Origin of the sequence: Kitasatospora sp. NPDC048286 (assembly GCF_043201735.1) — a bacterium.
Lineage (GTDB): Bacteria > Actinomycetota > Actinomycetes > Streptomycetales > Streptomycetaceae > Kitasatospora.
In genome coordinates this window covers 79,885-95,970 of record NZ_JBICZE010000004.1, presented here as the reverse complement: position 1 = coordinate 95,970, position 16,086 = coordinate 79,885, and the positions used below count along the sequence as shown (strand labels likewise).

13 protein-coding genes are annotated in these 16,086 nt (G+C 75.5%); 11 read left to right on the top strand and 2 right to left on the bottom strand.

The genetic code is table 11. The features are described 5' to 3' along the window. Nucleotides 1-150 precede the first annotated feature (150 nt). From ACGF13_RS11060 to ACGF13_RS11040, 5 genes are all read left to right on the top strand, one after another. The gene (locus tag ACGF13_RS11060; protein ID WP_392871886.1) at nucleotides 151-1,014 is read left to right on the top strand and encodes an MHYT domain-containing protein; all 864 of its coding nucleotides are present in this window, start codon (nucleotides 151-153) and stop codon (nucleotides 1,012-1,014) included. A gap of 98 nt (nucleotides 1,015-1,112) precedes the next feature. Further along, nucleotides 1,113-4,163, top strand: coding sequence for a nitrate- and nitrite sensing domain-containing protein (locus ACGF13_RS11055; RefSeq protein ID WP_392871883.1), 3,051 nt, complete (start codon nucleotides 1,113-1,115; stop codon nucleotides 4,161-4,163). After that, nucleotides 4,160-4,570, top strand: coding sequence for a roadblock/LC7 domain-containing protein (locus ACGF13_RS11050; protein ID WP_355257205.1), 411 nt, complete (start codon nucleotides 4,160-4,162; stop codon nucleotides 4,568-4,570). The genes ACGF13_RS11055 and ACGF13_RS11050 overlap by 4 nt, the downstream gene beginning before the upstream one ends. A gap of 125 nt (nucleotides 4,571-4,695) precedes the next feature. Then, nucleotides 4,696-5,043 (top strand): DUF742 domain-containing protein, encoded by a 348-nt coding sequence (locus tag ACGF13_RS11045; RefSeq protein WP_392872751.1) that lies wholly within the window; start codon nucleotides 4,696-4,698, stop codon nucleotides 5,041-5,043. A gap of 79 nt (nucleotides 5,044-5,122) precedes the next feature. Continuing rightward, the gene (locus ACGF13_RS11040; RefSeq protein WP_392872748.1) at nucleotides 5,123-5,695 is read left to right on the top strand and encodes an ATP/GTP-binding protein; all 573 of its coding nucleotides are present in this window, start codon (nucleotides 5,123-5,125) and stop codon (nucleotides 5,693-5,695) included. A gap of 214 nt (nucleotides 5,696-5,909) precedes the next feature. Here ACGF13_RS11040 and ACGF13_RS11035 read toward each other — a convergent pair whose 3' ends face one another. Beyond that, complete coding sequence (locus tag ACGF13_RS11035) at nucleotides 5,910-6,281, bottom strand: hypothetical protein (protein ID WP_392871880.1); 372 nt, start codon at nucleotides 6,279-6,281, stop codon at nucleotides 5,910-5,912. 331 nt (nucleotides 6,282-6,612) lie between these two features. On the opposite strand from ACGF13_RS11035, the gene ACGF13_RS11030 reads away from it, so the two are divergent. Both ACGF13_RS11030 and ACGF13_RS11025 read left to right on the top strand, forming a co-directional pair. Continuing rightward, the gene (locus ACGF13_RS11030) at nucleotides 6,613-7,230 is read left to right on the top strand and encodes an RNA polymerase sigma factor (RefSeq protein WP_392871877.1); all 618 of its coding nucleotides are present in this window, start codon (nucleotides 6,613-6,615) and stop codon (nucleotides 7,228-7,230) included. A 30-nt stretch (nucleotides 7,231-7,260) separates the two neighbouring features. Then, nucleotides 7,261-8,358, top strand: coding sequence for a hypothetical protein (locus ACGF13_RS11025; protein WP_392871875.1), 1,098 nt, complete (start codon nucleotides 7,261-7,263; stop codon nucleotides 8,356-8,358). A 194-nt stretch (nucleotides 8,359-8,552) separates the two neighbouring features. On the opposite strand, the gene ACGF13_RS11020 is transcribed toward ACGF13_RS11025, so the two are convergent. Further along, nucleotides 8,553-9,968: a cation:dicarboxylate symporter family transporter gene (locus ACGF13_RS11020; protein ID WP_392871872.1), complete on the bottom strand. Its 1,416-nt coding sequence runs from the start codon at nucleotides 9,966-9,968 to the stop codon at nucleotides 8,553-8,555. Between the two features lie 243 nt (nucleotides 9,969-10,211). On the opposite strand from ACGF13_RS11020, the gene ACGF13_RS11015 reads away from it, so the two are divergent. The 4 genes from ACGF13_RS11015 (at nucleotide 10,212) to ACGF13_RS11000 (ending at nucleotide 16,086) form a co-directional block, all read left to right on the top strand. Continuing rightward, a complete protein-coding gene (locus tag ACGF13_RS11015; protein WP_392871869.1) occupies nucleotides 10,212-12,098 on the top strand; it encodes an ATP-binding protein in 1,887 nt (628 codons plus the stop codon). Next, nucleotides 12,095-12,847 carry a response regulator gene (locus ACGF13_RS11010; protein WP_392871866.1) on the top strand — a complete coding sequence of 251 codons (753 nt, stop codon included), beginning with the start codon at nucleotides 12,095-12,097 and terminating at the stop codon, nucleotides 12,845-12,847. The genes ACGF13_RS11015 and ACGF13_RS11010 overlap by 4 nt, the downstream gene beginning before the upstream one ends. A 270-nt stretch (nucleotides 12,848-13,117) precedes the next feature. Further along, nucleotides 13,118-14,575 (top strand): diaminobutyrate--2-oxoglutarate transaminase, encoded by a 1,458-nt coding sequence (locus ACGF13_RS11005; RefSeq protein ID WP_392871863.1) that lies wholly within the window; start codon nucleotides 13,118-13,120, stop codon nucleotides 14,573-14,575. Further along, the gene (locus tag ACGF13_RS11000) at nucleotides 14,572-16,086 is read left to right on the top strand and encodes a pyridoxal phosphate-dependent decarboxylase family protein (RefSeq protein WP_392871860.1); all 1,515 of its coding nucleotides are present in this window, start codon (nucleotides 14,572-14,574) and stop codon (nucleotides 16,084-16,086) included. The genes ACGF13_RS11005 and ACGF13_RS11000 overlap by 4 nt, the downstream gene beginning before the upstream one ends.

Genomic DNA, 16,086 nt, shown 5'->3' with positions numbered 1-16,086 from the left:
CGATTCCGGCCTCTCGGTAGCGTCCCACGCACCCCGGACCGGAAGCGCACATGCGGCTGGCATATGCCATTCGCGTGCAGTCCGCCCGGCCAGGGGAGCCCGGGCGCACCGCGTACCGCCCCCGGGCCCGACCGGTCGACCGGAGGTCCCATGGGCACCCTCAACAATCTCAGCCTCGGCTGGCTGACCCCCGCCCTCTCGTACCTGATGGCCTGCGCCGGCGCCGCCCTCGGGCTGCGCTGCACGCTGCGCGGCCTCACCGCGAGCGGCCCGGCCCGGCGGAACTGGCTGGTCACGGCCGCCGCCGCGATCGGCTCCGGCATCTGGACCATGCACTTCGTCGCCATGTTCGGCTTCACCGTCGACGGCACCGAGCTGCGCTACAACGTGCCGCTGACCCTCCTCAGCCTCGTGGTCGCGGTGCTGGTCACCGGCCTCGGCCTGACCGTGGTCTGCTACGGCCGGCACCGCGGCCTGTCCCTGCTCTCCGGCGGCGTCACCACCGGCCTCGGCGTGGCCGCGATGCACTACCTGGGCATGGCCGCCCTCCGGATGCACGGCGGACTGCACTACGACCCCGGAACGGTCGCGCTCTCCGTACTGGTCGCCGTCGGTGCCGCCACCGCCGCGCTCTGGTCCGCCGTCACCATCCGCAACGTGTACGCGGCCGCGGCCGCCGCGATGGCCATGGGCCTCGCCGTCAGCTGCATGCACTACACCGGCATGGCCGCCGTCCACGTCCGGCTGGAGCCGACCCGCACGGAACTCGGCGGAGTCAGCCCGATGGAGTTCGTCTTCCCGCTCGCCGTCGGCCTCGGCTCCTTCCTCTTCCTCGCCTCCGCCTTCGTGGCGCTCTCGCCGACCGCCCAGGAGCGGGCCGGCTATCGGGCGGCCGGCGAGCCGTCCATCGGCGAGTACCCCGGCGAGCCCCCGCACCCCGGGCCCGCCCCGCACGGGCCGGCCCCGCACGGGCCGGCCCCGGCCGAGGCGGGGGCCGGGCAGCGCGCCGCCTGAGCCGCGCATCCGCCGCGGCGCGTCCTCCATGCCGCATGAGCCGCACGCCCTCCGCTTTCCCGCGTTCCCGCTCTCCCCGCCCGAAAGGCTCCTCACCCATGCGAGAAGACCGCGGTACCGCCCCCGGTACCCGCCGGGGTGCCCATGCCGGGCCGCCCGCCCGTCCGCCGCGCCCCGGCCCGTGGCTGCGCGGGCTGCGCCCCCGGAGCGTCCGCGCCCGGATCATCGCGCTGCTGATGGTCCCGGTCGTCTCCGTCATCGCGCTGTGGGGGTTCGCCACCGTCACCACCGCCCAGGGCGTCTGGGGCCTGATGCGCCAGCGCGACGCCCAGCGCACGCTGCTCGCCCCCGTCGCCGAGACGGTCGCGGGGCTGCAGGCGGAACGCACCGCCGTCGGTCAGCTGCTGGCGGCCCCGGCGACAGCCCCCACCGCCGTCCGGGAGAGCGCCCTGCGCGAGGCGGCGGCGGCCACCGACCGGGCGCTCACCCCGCTGTTCCCGGACGCCCACCGCCCCGACCGGGGCTACAACCGCGCCGACGCCCAGGGCCTGGGCGGCGAGGCGGCGGCCAGGCTGGACGCCCTCGGCAGCTCGCTCGCAGCCCTGCCCGTCCTGCGCGACCGGGTCCTGGCCAGGAGCGTCGGCTGGCCCGAGGCGTACGCCGCGTACGGCGAGGCGGTGGACCGGGCGCTCGCCGCCGCCGGCGCCGTCGCGCCCTTCCAGGACCGCCAGGTGGCCGCCGACGCCCGGGTGCTGCTGGAGCTGGCCCGCTCCCGTGAGCTGCTCGCCCGCGAGGACGCGCTGCTGCGCGCCGCCCAGTTGTCCGGCGGGCTCGGTGACGACCAACTGCGGGAGTTCTCCGGCGCGGCCTTCGCCCGGCGGGAGTTCGAGCGGGGTGCCGCCGCAGACCTGCGCCCCGCCGACCGGGAGTCGCTGCTCGCCGTCACCGGTGGCCAGGACCACCGCGAGCTGGCCGGGTACGAGGACAGGGTGCGGACGGCCGCCGACGGGCGGACCGCGGTCGCCGCGGTGCCGGCCGACCGCTGGGCGATGGTCGCGGGCAACGTGGCCGGCGCCCTGCGGACCGTCGAGGACCGGGCCGGACGGGTCGCCGCCGAGCGCCAGGACCCTTACGCCCTGGGCCTGTTCACCCCGGCCGGGATGGCCGTGCTGCTCGGCCTGGTCGGCGTGGTGGCCTCGCTGGTGATCTCGGTGCAGATCGGTCGGGGGCTGGTCACCGAGCTGATCGGCCTGCGCAATTCGGCACTTGAGCTGGCGGGGCGCAAACTCCCGGCGACCATGCGGAAGTTGCGCGCGGGGGAGGAGGTGGACATCGAGGCCGAGGCGCCCCGGCCGGTGGGGCGGGACGACGAGATCGGCCAGGTGCACCGGGCGCTGGGCACCGTCCAGCGGGCGGCCGTCACGGCGGCGGTCGAGCGGGCCGAGGTGCTCTCCGGCGTCTCCGGGGTGTTCGTCAACCTCGCGCGCCGCAGCCAGGTCCTGGTGCACCGCCAACTCACCTTGCTGGACGCGATGGAGCGCCGCACCGACGACCCGTCCGAGCTGGCCGACCTGTTCCGGCTGGACCACCTCACCACCCGGATGCGCCGCCACGCCGAGGGCCTGATCATCCTCTCCGGGGCCGCTCCCGGCCGTGGCTGGCGCCGACCCGTCCCGCTGGTGGACGTGGTGCGCGCGGCCGTCTCGGAGGTCGAGGAGTACGCCCGGGTCGAGGTCCACCCGCTGCCGCGCGCCGCCGTGGTCGGCCACGCCGTCGCCGACCTCACCCACCTGGTGGCCGAACTGGTCGAGAACGCCACCGGGTTCTCCCCGCCGCACACCCGGGTGCACATCCGGGGCGAACGGGTCGGCAACGGCTTCGCGTTGGAGATCGAGGACCGCGGCCTCGGCATGGGCCCGGAGGTGCTGGCCTCGGCCAACCGCCGGATCGCCGCCGCCGAGCAGAGCGACCTCTTCGACAGCGACCGGCTCGGACTGTTCGTGGTCAGCCGGCTCGCCCGGCGGCAGGACGTCAAGGTCTCGCTGGTGACCTCCGCGTACGGCGGTACCACCGCGGTGGTCCTGCTGCCGACCACGCTGCTGGCCGACGAGGCGGCGGCGGAGGCGATGGAGGCGGAGGACGTGCGACACGACGTCGAGCCGGTGGCGCCCCTGCCGTCCGCGGCGGCGTCGGGCGGTGCGGCGGCCGGGGAGGCGCCGGTGGGGCCGCTGCCTGCCGAGTGGGCACAGGCCGGTCTCCCGGAACGGGAGTTCACGGCGGTGCACGCCCGCGGGGAGGGGGCGACGGGCGATCCGGGCAGCGCCATGGGCAACGCGTCGAGCGGCGGCCCGAGCGGCGGTCCGAGGCGCCGGGAGCACCTGCAGGGCAGGACCGGCGACGGGTTTCCGGCGGTGGGTGGGCCACCGCCGGAGGGTGGGGCTCTGCTGGCGTTCGGCGTCCGGGGCAGTGACCCCGGGCCGGTGCGCCGCACCCCCTTCCGGGCCGACGGCGCCCGGGTGGCCGGTCCGGCTGCGGGCGGGGGTGCGGGTGCGACCGCCCGTCCGCAGTCCGGACCGCCGCAGCCGTACGGCGCGGAGCCGTACCGTACGGAACCCCAGGCCGAACCGGTACCCGGGCCCGGCGGCGCGGGTGACGCCAGGCCGGAGGACCGGCGCCCGGGCGGCCAACGACCGGGCGGCCAGCGATCGGAGCGCCACCGACCGGGCGGCCACCGGCCGGACGATCACCGACTCGACGATCACCGACCGGAAGCCCGGCGACCGGAGGCTCGACCTGCGAGCGGCCACGTACCGGACGGTCACCCAGCCGACCCGGGCCCCGCCGAGCTGCCGCGCCGGACCCGCCAGGCGAGCCTCGCGCCGCAGCTGCGCGAGGCCCCGGCCCGCCCGACCGCGCGCGGCCGCCGTACGGCTGCCGCCTCCTCGGCCGATCCCGGAGCCGGCGACGGCCTCGGCGCCGCGGCCCGCAGCCCCGAGGAGGCGCGGGCGGCGATGTCCGCCTTCCAGAACGGATGGGCGCGCGGCCTGTACCCGGAGGGCCGGCCGGACGGGCAACCCGCCGACCCTCCGCAGCCGCCGCGGGCACGCCACCCCCGACACCCGTCCCGACCCGAAGGAGAGCGTCCGTGATCGCCACCACCCACCGCGCGGGGGAGCTGAACTGGCTCCTCGACGAGCTGGTCCAGCGCGCCCCCGAACTCCGCTTCGCCGTGATGCTCTCCGCCGACGGCCTGGCCATGGGCACCTCGGCCGGCCTGGCCCGCGAGGACGGGGAGCATCTGGCGGCCGTCGCCTCCGGCTTCCACAGCCTGGCCAAGGGCGCCGGCCGACACTTCGGCGCGGGCGAAGTCCGCCAGACCATGGTCGAGTTGGAGGGCGGCTACCTGCTGGTCGCGGCGGCCGGGGAGGGCACCTGCCTCGCCGTGTTCGCCACCGCCCGGGCCGACCTCGGCCTGATCGCCTACGAGATGGCCAGACTGGTCCGCCGGGTCGGCGAGCACCTGAGCGCCCCGCCCCGGGCGGTGGGCGGCCGGTGAGTCCGGTGCCCCGCCCGTACCGGGGGCGACATCCGGAGCATCCGAGGGCCGAACCCGACGGGCACCCCCGCAATCCGCTCGCCGCCGCCCACCGGGCCCGCTGGTACGACGACGACGCCGGGCCGGTGGTCCGCCCGTACGCGATGACCCGGGGGCGCACCGGGGCCGGGGAGCAGCAGTTCGACCTGATCGCCGTGGTGGTCACCGAGTTGCCCGACCCGGTGCTCATGCCGGACGCGCCCGAGCCGCCGGTCGGACCTGAACAGGCGCGGATCCTCGCGCTGTGCCGGGGGACCCCGCTGTCCGTGGCCGAGCTGGCCGCCGACCTCGACCTGCCGGTGGGCGTCGTGCGGGTGCTGCTCGGCGACCTGCTGGCGGCCGGGCTCATCCGGGTCCGCCGCCCCGTCCCGCCCGCCCTGCTCCCCGACGAGCGCATCCTCCAGGAGGTCATCCGTGGACTCCGCGCACTCTGACCACCCGTCCGCCCCGTCCGCGCCGTCCGCGCCGTACGACGGACCGGATCCGTTCGACGCCGAGGATCCCGACGGCACGGTGCTCGCGCTCAAGATCCTGGTGGCGGGGGGATTCGGGGTGGGGAAGACGACACTGGTCGGCGCGGTCAGTGAGATCCGGCCGCTGCGCACCGAGGAACGGCTGACCGAGGCCGGGCGCGAGGTGGACGACCTGGACGGCGTGGAGCGGAAGTCCACCACCACGGTCGCGATGGACTTCGGCCGGATCACCATCCGCGAGGGGCTGGCGGTCTACCTGTTCGGCACCCCGGGGCAGGACCGGTTCTGGTTCCTCTGGGACGAGCTGGCCCAGGGGGCGCTCGGTGCGGTGGTGCTCGCCGACACCCGCCGGCTGACGGACTGCTTCCCGGCCGTCGACTTCTTCGAACACCGGGGAATTCCCTTCGTGGTCGCGGTGAACCGTTTCGCCGGGACACGGGAGTTCGGTCCGGAGGAGGTCGCCCGCGCACTGGACCTGGACGCGGGCACACCCGTGCTGCTGTGCGACGCGCGCCACCGGGCCTCGGGCAAGGAGGTGTTGGTCAACCTGGTCGAGCACGCGGGCCGGGTGCACGCCGCCAGGCTGCTCGCGGACGCCTCACCGGTGGGCTGAGGCGGGCGGGCGGGCCGAGGCACCGACGGGCGGACAGTGTGCGGCGGACGGATAACAGATGACAGCTGACAGATTTCGAAATCTGTCAGCTGTCATCTGTTATCCGTCGTCTGTCCGCTGTCGATCGTCCGCCGTCGATCGTCGTCGGTCGGTCGATCGGTCGTCCGCGTTCGGTCGGGGGCGCTCCGGCCGTGCCGCCGAGGGTGTCAGCGGTTCAGCTGTGCCACTGGAACACGACCCGCGTCCAGGTGGACCCGGGGCAGTTGCCCCAGACCGCCCAGGGCTCCGGTCGTGCGCCGATCCACAGGCCGGTGCTGTACGAGCCGTCGGCGCAGTACGTGATGGTGCGCAGTCGTCCGGAATAGACGTTGCAGCGGCCCTCCCAGCGCCAGCCGTAGTTGCCGGTGATGACGCAGCGGTAGGTGTCGGTCGCGACGGTGTTCCAGGCCGGGATGGCGTCGGGGGTCGTGGTCTGGATCCGGACCGTCGCCGCGGCGGCCGGCAGGGTGGTGGTCCCGAGTGCGCCGAGGGCGGCCGTGGCCGCCAGTCCGAACATGGCGAACTTCCTGGCGATGCAGCCTCGCACGGTGGTTCTCCTTGCTGAGGGGTTCTCGTCGGGCGGGGCGCCCCGCCCGCCCGGATGTCCGCCGGGAGGTGAACTCCCGCCTCCCGCGCGGTCGGTGACATGTTGCACACGATTGACTGCGCACAGTGAAACGACGAACTATGATGTGACCTGTGTCACAAGTCATCCGGTTGGCCTACGGTGCTCCGTCGCCAGGGCCGGCCTGGTGCTCGGGGTGCCGATTTCCGGGGAGAGCGGCATGGCGGATTGCAGTGGTCGGAATGCGGGCGGCGGACGGGAAGCGGACTGCGCTCCGGGCGGGAGCAGTGGTCAATCGGCAGAGTTCAACCGGGTGTTCACGGATCTGCTGCCCAGGCTCCAGCAGGCGGCGGCCTCCCTCGCCGGCGGCCCGGTCGGAGCGGGAGACGTCGTCCACGACGCGTACCTCCGGATCGCCCGCCGGCCGGAGCGCTTCCTCGGTCATCCGCAGCCGTACGCCTACGCGTTCACCACGATGGTGAACATCCTGCGCGACCAGTGGCGCCGGGAGCGCCGGCGGGTGCCGATGCCCGAGGTTCCGGAGGCGGGCGACGTCGGCGAGCGGGACCGGAGCGCCGCCGACTCCTGGGTCGGCGGGATGGCCGAGTCGCAGGCGCGCTGGGAGGTGCTGCGCCTGTTGGGCTTCCTGACCGTCAAGCAGGCCCGCGCGGTGGTGCTGGTGGACCTCGACGGCTACAGCATCGACGAGGCCGCCGAACTGCTCGGGCTGCACCGCAGCACGCTCGCCGTCACCCGGCGCCGCGCCCACGGCCGGCTGCGCGCGATCCTCCAGCAGGAACGTGACCGGGAACGCGACCGGCAGGGCGACCGGGAACGCACCCGCGGGCGCGGACGCGAGCGCGGCCGAGGTGGCCGGGACGGGTGTGCGATCGCCGCTCCGACGCACCGGGCTGACGGCAAGTCAAACTGATGCGGCGCCCTGGCCCGTACCCTGCGAATCGTGACCACGCACGAGGACGGCCGCCTGCGCGCACTGGCCGAGGACGGCCGCTGGCCCGAGTTGCTCGCCTCCTACCGGCAGGGCCGGGCGGCCGCCGTGGTCGAGGCCGGTGAGGAGGCCGCGGCCGTGCTGACGGCACCGCTCGGCCACCTGATCGCCTATGCGGCGCCGCCCGAGCTGGCCGTCCGGCTGTTCGACGGGGACGGCGGCGCGGGGACGGCGGCCGGGGTGGCCGACCACGACGCCGGCCCGCTCTGGGAGGTGCTGGCGACCAGGCACTCCTGGTCGCGGCTGGCCCCGCTGCTGGGCCCGGCCCCGGTGCGACGGCTGGTCGCGCACACCCGGGCACTGCTCGGCGAGGACCTCTCGCACGGGTCCGAGCCGTACCGGTCCGAGTCGCACGGGTCCGAGCCGTGCGGCTCCGGGCCGTACGGGCCCGAGCCCGACCCCGAGGGCGTGCCGTTGCGCCTGGAGCCGTGGGAGGCGTCGGGCTGGGACGAGGCGGCCCGGGTGCGCGAGTACCTGCCCGGCGGGGGTGCGCGCAGCGCGCTGCTGACCCTGCCCGCCAGCCGGGAGGGCCTGGGTGAGGTGGAACTGCCACCGGCGGCGGAGTCGGCCGGACGCCCGGACGGGCCGCGGGTCGCCCGGGCGCTGGCCGGGCTGGGGGCACTGGTGCCGTGGGCGGCGACGGCCTGCGTCCGCGGTCCGGCCCCGGCGGCGGCCGCCCTGCTCGCTCGCGACCGTCGGGTGGTCGGCGGGTACCTGCCGTTCCCGCTCGCCTATCCGGCGCTGGTGCGGGCCGCCGCCGTGGGGCGGGAGCAGGGCTGCGCGCACGGGCGGCTGGCGCTGTGGCGGGCGCTGGCCGCGATGGCTGCGATGGACGGTGCGGACAGGACGGACGGGGTGGGCACTCGGGAAAGGGCAGCCGGGACGGCCGGGACGCGCGGAGTGGACCGCGCCGAGGTGAACGCGCTGGTGGTCCGGATGCGCTGCTTCACCTGGCAGGAGCCGTCGGCCGGGCTGCACCATCTGCACGTCGCGCTGGAGGACCCGGCCAGCGGGGTGGCCTGGGTGGTCAGCGGCTCGCAGGAGCTGTGACGAGCGAGTCGGGAGGCCCGTCCGGGCTGACCGACCGGCCCGGGAGCGACGAGGCCCCGGCCCGGGAAAGACGAAACCCCCGGCCCGGGAAAGACGAAACCCCCGGTCCGGGGAAGACGAAACCCCCGGCCCGGCGCCGTTTCCGGGGTTGGTGGAGGCGCCGGGTCGGGGGAGTGTGAGGGCCGCTGCCGGGCTCAGACGCCGGCGGGAGCGGCGCCCTGGGCGGGAACGGCCTCGGGGGTGGCAGCCGCCGAGCCGTCCGCCGCGGTGGCCGGGCCGGCGGGCGCGCCGTGGACGTCGACCAGCGTCTGCTCGTCGAACGGCAGCTCGCCGGCCAGCACCCGCCGGGAGCGCTCGGTGTCGAGCTCGCCGGTCCAGTGCCCGATCAGGACGGTCGCGACGGCGTTGCCCGCGAAGTTGGTGAGGGCGCGGGCCTCCGACATGAAGCGGTCGATGCCGACGATCAGGCCGACCCCGTCCACCAGCGCGGGCTTGTGCGACTGCAGCCCGCCCGCGAGGGTGGCCAGTCCGGCCCCGGTGACCCCGGCCGCGCCCTTGCTCGCGATCACCATGAAGACCAGCAGCGAGAGCTGCTCGCCGAGCGACATCGGCTTGTCCATCGCCTCGGAGATGAAGATCGAGGCCATGGTCAGGTAGATGGCGGTGCCGTCGAGGTTGAAGCTGTAGCCGGTCGGCACGGTGATGCCGACGACCGGGCGGCTGACGCCCAGGTGCTCCATCTTGGCGATCAGGCGGGGCAGCGCGCTCTCGGAGGAGGAGGTGGAGAGGATCAGCAGGAACTCGCGGCCGAGGTACTTCAGCAGCGAGAACACGTTGACCCCGGCGACCAGGCGCAGCAGCGTGCCCAGCACCACGACGACGAACAGCGCGCAGGTGACGTAGAAGCCGATCATGATGACGGCCAGGCTCTTCAGCGCGGCGGTGCCGGTGGCTCCCACCACGGCGGCCATGGCGCCGAAGGCGCCGATCGGCGCGACCCACATGATCATCGACATGATCCGGAAGACCAGTCGCTGCAGGTGCTCGATCCCGCGCAGGACCGGCGCGCCGGCCGTGCCCATCGCCTGGAGGGCGAAGCCGGCGAGCAGGGCGACCAACAGGGTCTGGAGCACCTTGCCCTGGGTGAGGGCCGAGAACAGGGTCTCGGGGATCATCCCGAGCAGGAAGTCGGTGGTCGACTGGGCGCCGCCGGCGGCCGCCTGGGCGTGGCCGGACTTGGCGAGCGCGGCGGTCAGGTGCAGGCCGCCGCCGGGCTCGAGCAGGTTGCCGACGACCATGCCGATGCCCAGCGCGACGGTCGACATGGCGAGGAAGTAGCCGATGGCGAGGCCGCCGACCTTGCCGACCTTGGCGGCCTTGGTCACCGAGCCGATGCCCAGGACGATGGTGCAGAAGATTACCGGGCTGATCATCATCTTGATCAGGTTGACGAAGCCCGTACCGACCGGCTTCAGCTCCACGGCGAAACCGGGGGCGGCCAGGCCGACCGCCACACCCGCGGCCACCGCGGCGATCACGGCGATGTAGAGGTAGTGGGTCCGGTCCTTGCGTCTGGGTCCCGCCGCCGTGGCGGCTCCGGTGATCGACATCTGCGGCTCCCTTGCCGTGCAGTCCTGGTGGCCCCGGGGGATGGGCCGCTCTGACTATGGGCCCGGAGGTGACGGAGGTCACGTTTGCGTTCATAGAGTTCATGAACGGTACGGGTGGCCCGGAGGTCCCGGCCGTGAACGGTGCGGGCGGCGAACGGTGCGGGCCGGGCGGGCGCGGGTGGGCTGCGGCCGCCCGTCGCCGCGCCCTGGGGTCGTCCGGGAGTGTGGTGCACACTGGCAGGCATGTCCGAGCGCACCGCCCCCACCGCCCCGCGCCGCCATTCGCACCGGTCGACGGGCCGCGGGCCCCGGCGGCTGGTCCGCAGCCTGGCCGGGCAGCTGTTCGTCGTCCAGGTGGTGATCGTCGCCGCCGTGGTCGCCGGCGGCGCGGTGCTCGCGTACCTCTTCACCGCCGGCCGCACCGAGGACGCCGCGCGCCGCCAGGTGACCGCGGTCGCGCACGCCGTCGCGGACTCGCCGTCCGTCCGTGCGGCCGTCGATGGCCCGGACCCGACCGCGGTGCTCCAGCCGTACGTCGAGCAGGTGCGGGCCGACACCGGGGTCTCCTTCATCACCGTCATGGACACCGACGGCGTGCGCTGGACCCACCCGCTGCCCGAGCAGATCGGCCGGACCTACCTCGGGCACATCGACTGGGCGCTCGCCGGGCAGACCCGCAGCGAGACGTACACCGGAACGCTCGGCCCGTCCGTCCGGGTGGTCACCCCGGTCTGGGACGACCGGCACCGGGTGGTCGCGCTGGTCAGCGCTGGCCTCACGGTGGAGTCGATCTCCGCGCAGCTGAGCGGTCCGCTGCTCGCCCTGGTCGGGGTGGCGGTGGCCGCGCTCGCGCTCGGTGGCGTCGGCACCTACCTCGCCAACTCCCGGCTGCGGCGGCACACCCACGGGATGGGACCGGACGAGCTGAGCCACCTCTACGAGTACCACCAGGCCACCCTGCACGCGGTGCGCGAGGGGCTGGTCCTGGTCGACCGCTCGCACCGGGTGGTGCTGTGCAACGACGCCGCCCGTGAACTGCTCGGACTGGCGGGTGACTTGGAGGGACGTCCGGTGGTGGAGCTGGGCCTGCCGGAGGCGCTGGTCGCGGCCGTGCTGGGGAAGGAGCCGGTCCGGGACGAGGTGCACCTGACGGCCGAGAGAGTCGTCGTGCTGAACACCTCCACCATCGGCGCCGGCACCGGCCTCGGCCGGGTGGTCACCCTCCGGGACCACACCGAACTCCAGGCGCTCAGCGGAGAGTTGGACTCGGTGCGCGGCTTCACTGAGGCGCTCGGCGCGCAGGCGCACGAGGCCGCCAACCGGCTGCACGCCGTGGTCTCGCTGATCGAACTGGGCCGCCACGAGCAGGCGGTGGAGTTCGCGACCGCCGAGCTCGAACTCGCCCAGCAGCTCACCGACCGGGTGGTCGCGGCGGTGAGCGAGCCGGTGCTGGCCGCGCTGCTGCTCGGCAAGGCGGCCCAAGCCGCCGAACGGGGCGTGGAGTTGACCCTCACCGAGGACAGCCGAATCGACGACGGGGTGCTGCCGCCCGGGCTCTCCGCACGAGACCTGATCACCGTGCTCGGCAACCTCATCGACAACGCCGTGGACGCTGCGATCGCCGGAGCGGCCGAGAGCCCCGTCCCGCCGGAGGTCACCGTCACGGCGCGGATCGCCGACGGCCGGGACTGCGGCGTTCCGGACGGTGGCGTTCGGGACTGCGGCGGTCGGGACGGCGTCGGTCGGGATCGCGGGAGCGACGGCCGGGGCGACGACGGGGACGCGGGGGCGCCCGGCGAGTGCCTGCTGCTGCGAGTCGCCGACACCGGCGCGGGGATCGACCCGGGCGCGGTCGAGGACGTGTTCCGGCGCGGCTGGAGCACCAAGCAGGACGGCCGTGGGCACGGGCTCGGGCTGGCACTGGTCGCCCAGACCGCCCGGCGCAACGGCGGCACCGTCGAGGTCGGACGGGAGCGCGGCGCGGTGCTCACGGTGCGGCTGCCGCTGGCCGGCCGGCCGGGTGGGCCAGGGGAGCCGGGAGGATCGGCGGGCGAACCGGAGGAGTCCGCGGACCGGGCCGACCAGGCCGACCGGTCCGCCGGTCGGGAGCAGGAAGGGGCCCTGGCATGAGTGGCGCCGCCGACAGCACGGCCGACACCGCGATCGGCGCCCCCGCCGGGAAGGAGATCTCCGTCCTGGTGGTCGAGGACGACCCGGTGGCCGCCGCGGCGCACACCCTGTACGTGCGGCGCGAGCCCGGCTTCCACGCCGCGGGGACGGTCCACAGCTGCGCCGACGCGCTGCGCTTCCTGGACCGGGCCCGCGCGGCCGGGACGCCCGTCGACCTCACCCTGCTCGACCTCTACCTGCCGGACGGCCACGGGCTCCAGCTCTGCCGCACCCTGCGCGCGGCCGGTCACAGCACCGACGTCATCGCGGTGACCTCGGCCCGTGACCTCGCCATGGTCCGGCAGGCCGTCTCCGCGGGCGTCGTGCAGTACCTGCTGAAACCGTTCAGCGCGGCCGCCCTGCACGACCGTCTGGAGCGCTACGCCCGCTACCGCGACAGCCTCGGGCGCACCGGTGAGGCGACCGGTCAGGAGGAGGTCGACCAGGCGCTCGCGCTGCTCCGCACACCGGAGCGCACCACCCTGCCCAAGGGGCTGAGCGCGCCCACCCTGGACTCCGTCGCCTCGGTCCTGCGCGAAGCGGCCACCGGGCTCTCGGCCGCGGCCGCCGGCGCCGCCGCCGGGGTCTCGCGGATCACCGCGCGGCGCTACCTGGAGCACCTGGTGGAGACCGGGTGCGCGGTGCGGGAGCCGCAGTACGGCAGTGTCGGGCGGCCGGAACTCTGCTACCGGTGGAAGAGCCGGGCCTGACGGTTCACCGAGCCCGAGCCCGGCCCCGAGTCCGGCCCCGAGTCCGAGCCCGAGCCCGAGTCCGAGCCCGGGCTCTGGCACGGGGCCGTATCCGGACCCGGACCGTCGGTCGGAGGGGGCGTCGGGGCCCGGGCGTGACCTTTCCGCGCGGCGCTCGTTGGGGGAACCGGGGGAGGTTCACTCGCGCGGGTGGTTCTGGGGCCCCGGGGGCATTCCGCCAGGTCAAGGCCAGTAAAGTTAGGCTTACCTAACTTCCCCTGGGGGTTTCTCGTGTCGCTCGCTGCCGTACCCGTCCAGGCCACCTCCGGAACCCCGGCCGCCGGTGAAGCCATCCTGCGCCGTCAGCGCGTCCGCGAGTCCGCCGCCAGAACCTACGCCCGCTCCTTCCCGATCGTCCCGGTCCGCGCCCACGGCATGACCGTCGAGGGCGCCGACGGACGGCGCTACCTGGACTGCCTCTCCGGCGCCGGCACGCTCGCCCTCGGCCACAACCACCCGGTGGTGCTGGAGGCGATCCGCCGAACCCTCGACAGCGGCGCCCCGTTGCACCTGCTCGACCTCGCCACGGCGGAGAAGGACGACTTCACCAGCGCGCTGTTCGAGAGCCTGCCCGCGGAGTTCGCCGCCCGCGCCCGGGTGCACTTCTGCGGACCGGCCGGGACGGACGCCGTCGAGGCCGCCCTCAAGCTGATGCAGACCGCCACCGGCCGCTCCGGCGCGCTCGCCTTCACCGGCGCCTACCACGGCATGACGGCCGGCGCCCTCGCGCTCACCGGCAACGTCGCCGTCAAGGAGCCGCTGCCGAGCGGCGGCGAGGTCGCCCGGCTGCCCTACCCGTACGGCTACCGCTGCCCGTTCGGGGTCGGCGGCGAGGCGGGTGCCGAACTCGCCGAGACGTACGTGGAGCGGCTGCTGGACGACCCGTCGGGAGGTGTGGTGGCGCCCGCCGCGATGATCCTGGAGGCCGTCCAGGGCGAGGGCGGGGTCGTCCCCGCGCCCGACGGGTGGCTGCGCGCGATGCGCCGGATCACCGCCGAGCGCGGCATCCCGCTGATCGTCGACGAGGTGCAGACCGGAGTCGGCCGCACCGGGGCGATGTGGGCGATCGAGCACAGCGGCATCGTCCCGGACGCCATGGTCCTCTCCAAGGCCATCGGCGGCAGCCTGCCACTCGCGGTCGTCGTCTACCGCGAGGACTACGACGGCTGGCGGCCCGGCGCCCACACCGGCACCTTCCGCGGCAACACCCTCGCCATGGCCGCCGGGGCCGCGACGCTGCGCCACGTCGCGGCGAACGGGCTGGCCGAGCGGGCCGCCGCCGTCGGCGAGCGGATGGCGGCGCGGCTGCGCGAACTCGCGGCCGAACTGCCGGTGATCGGCGACGTGCGCGGCCGGGGGCTGATGCTCGGGGTCGAACTGGTCGACCCGGCGGCCGAGCCCGACGCGTGCGGCGCCCGGCCGGCCGACCCGGCGCTGGCGGTGCGGGTCCGGGAGGCGTGCCTGGCCCGGGGACTGATCGTCGAACTCGGCGGACGCCACGACGCGGTGCTGCGGCTGCTCCCGCCGCTGACCATCACGGACGAACAGGTGGCGGCGGTACTGGAGCGGCTGGCGGAGGCGATCGCGGCGGCTTCCGCGAGCGGGCCCGGCGATGGGTCGTCGGGCGCGGTGGTTCACGGTTCGGCAGGCGGTCCGGCGGGAGCGTCGGCGGTTCGGGGGAAGCGGTGACCGGGGCCGCGCCCGGCCCCGTCGGGCTCCCCGACGACAGCGTCGCCACGGACGCCCTGGCGGGCGGCGCGGCCGGGCCGGGCGCACTCGGACCGCTGCTGGCCACCGTCCTCGACTCCCTGGAGCGCGGCACCGCCAAGCGCTCCGGACCGCTGCCGAAGGGCACCCCGGCCGAGATCTCCGCACTCGTCGACGACGCGCTGGCCACCGCCGACGGACCCGGCGCGCTCGCCCGGCTCACCGAGCTGCTCGCCCGCGCCGCCGCCGACCCCGCCGACCCGGCCTGCGCCGCGCACCTGCACTGCCCGCCGCTCGCCGTCGCCGCCGCGGCGGACCTCGCGGTCAGCGCCCTCAACCCCTCCCAGGACTCCTGGGACCAGGCCCCCGCCGCCACCGCCCTGGAGAGCGCCCTGCTCGCCGAGATCGCCGGACTGGTCGGCTACGACCCGGACCGCGCCGCCGGCGTCCTCACCTCCGGCGGCACCGAGTCCAACCTCATGGGGCTCATGCTGGCGCGCGACCAGAAGCTCGACGGCATCGTCGAGTTGGACGGCATCCCGGCCGGCGTCCGGCCGTGCGTCCTCGCCTCCGAGGCCGCGCACTTCTCCGTCCAGCGCGCCGCCGCCCTGCTCGGACTCGGCGAGCGGGCCGTCATCCCCGTCCCGGTCGACCGGGGGCTGCGGATGCGCGAGGACGCACTCGAGCGGGCGATGGCCGAGGCCGGCTGGGCCGGACGGACCCCGATCGCCGTCGTCGCCACCGCCGGCACCACCGACACCGGAGCCGTCGACCCGCTGCACGCCGCCGCCGACCTCGCCCGCCGCTACGGCGCCTGGCTGCACGTGGACGCCGCGTACGGAGGCGGAGCGCTGCTCTCCGACCGGCTCGCCCCGCTGCTCGACGGCCTCGCCCGCGCCGACTCGGTCTCCCTCGACTGGCACAAGCTCGGCTGGCAGCCGGCCGCGGCCGGGATCTTCCTGGTCCGCCGCGCCGAGACCTACGTCTCGCTCGCCCGCCGAGCCGAGTACCTCAACCCGGCCGACGACGAGCGGGCCGGGTACCCCAGCCTGCTCGGCCGCTCGCTGCGCACCACCCGCCGGGCCGACGCCTTCAAGCTCGCCGTCACCCTGCGCACCCTCGGCCGCGACGGACTCGGCCGGCTGGTCGACGCCTGCCACGACCTCGCCCGCGCCGCCGCCGACGCGGTGCGCGCCGACCCGGCGCTCGAACTCCACGCCGAGCCCGTGCTCACCGTCCTGCTCTTCCGGTACCGGCCGCCCGGCGTGACGGACGAGGCGGCGCTGGACGAGGTCAACGGACGGCTGCGGCGCCTGCTGCTGCGCACCGGACGGGCGGTGGTCGGCCGCACCGAACTGCCGGGCGACGGCCCGGGCCGGGTCCGGCTGAAGCTCACGCTGCTGAACCCCCACACCACGGTGGAGGAGGTCGGCGCGCTGCTGCGGGAGGTGGTGGGCGCCGGCCGCGAGGTGGCGGGCGAGCGGGCGGGGTAG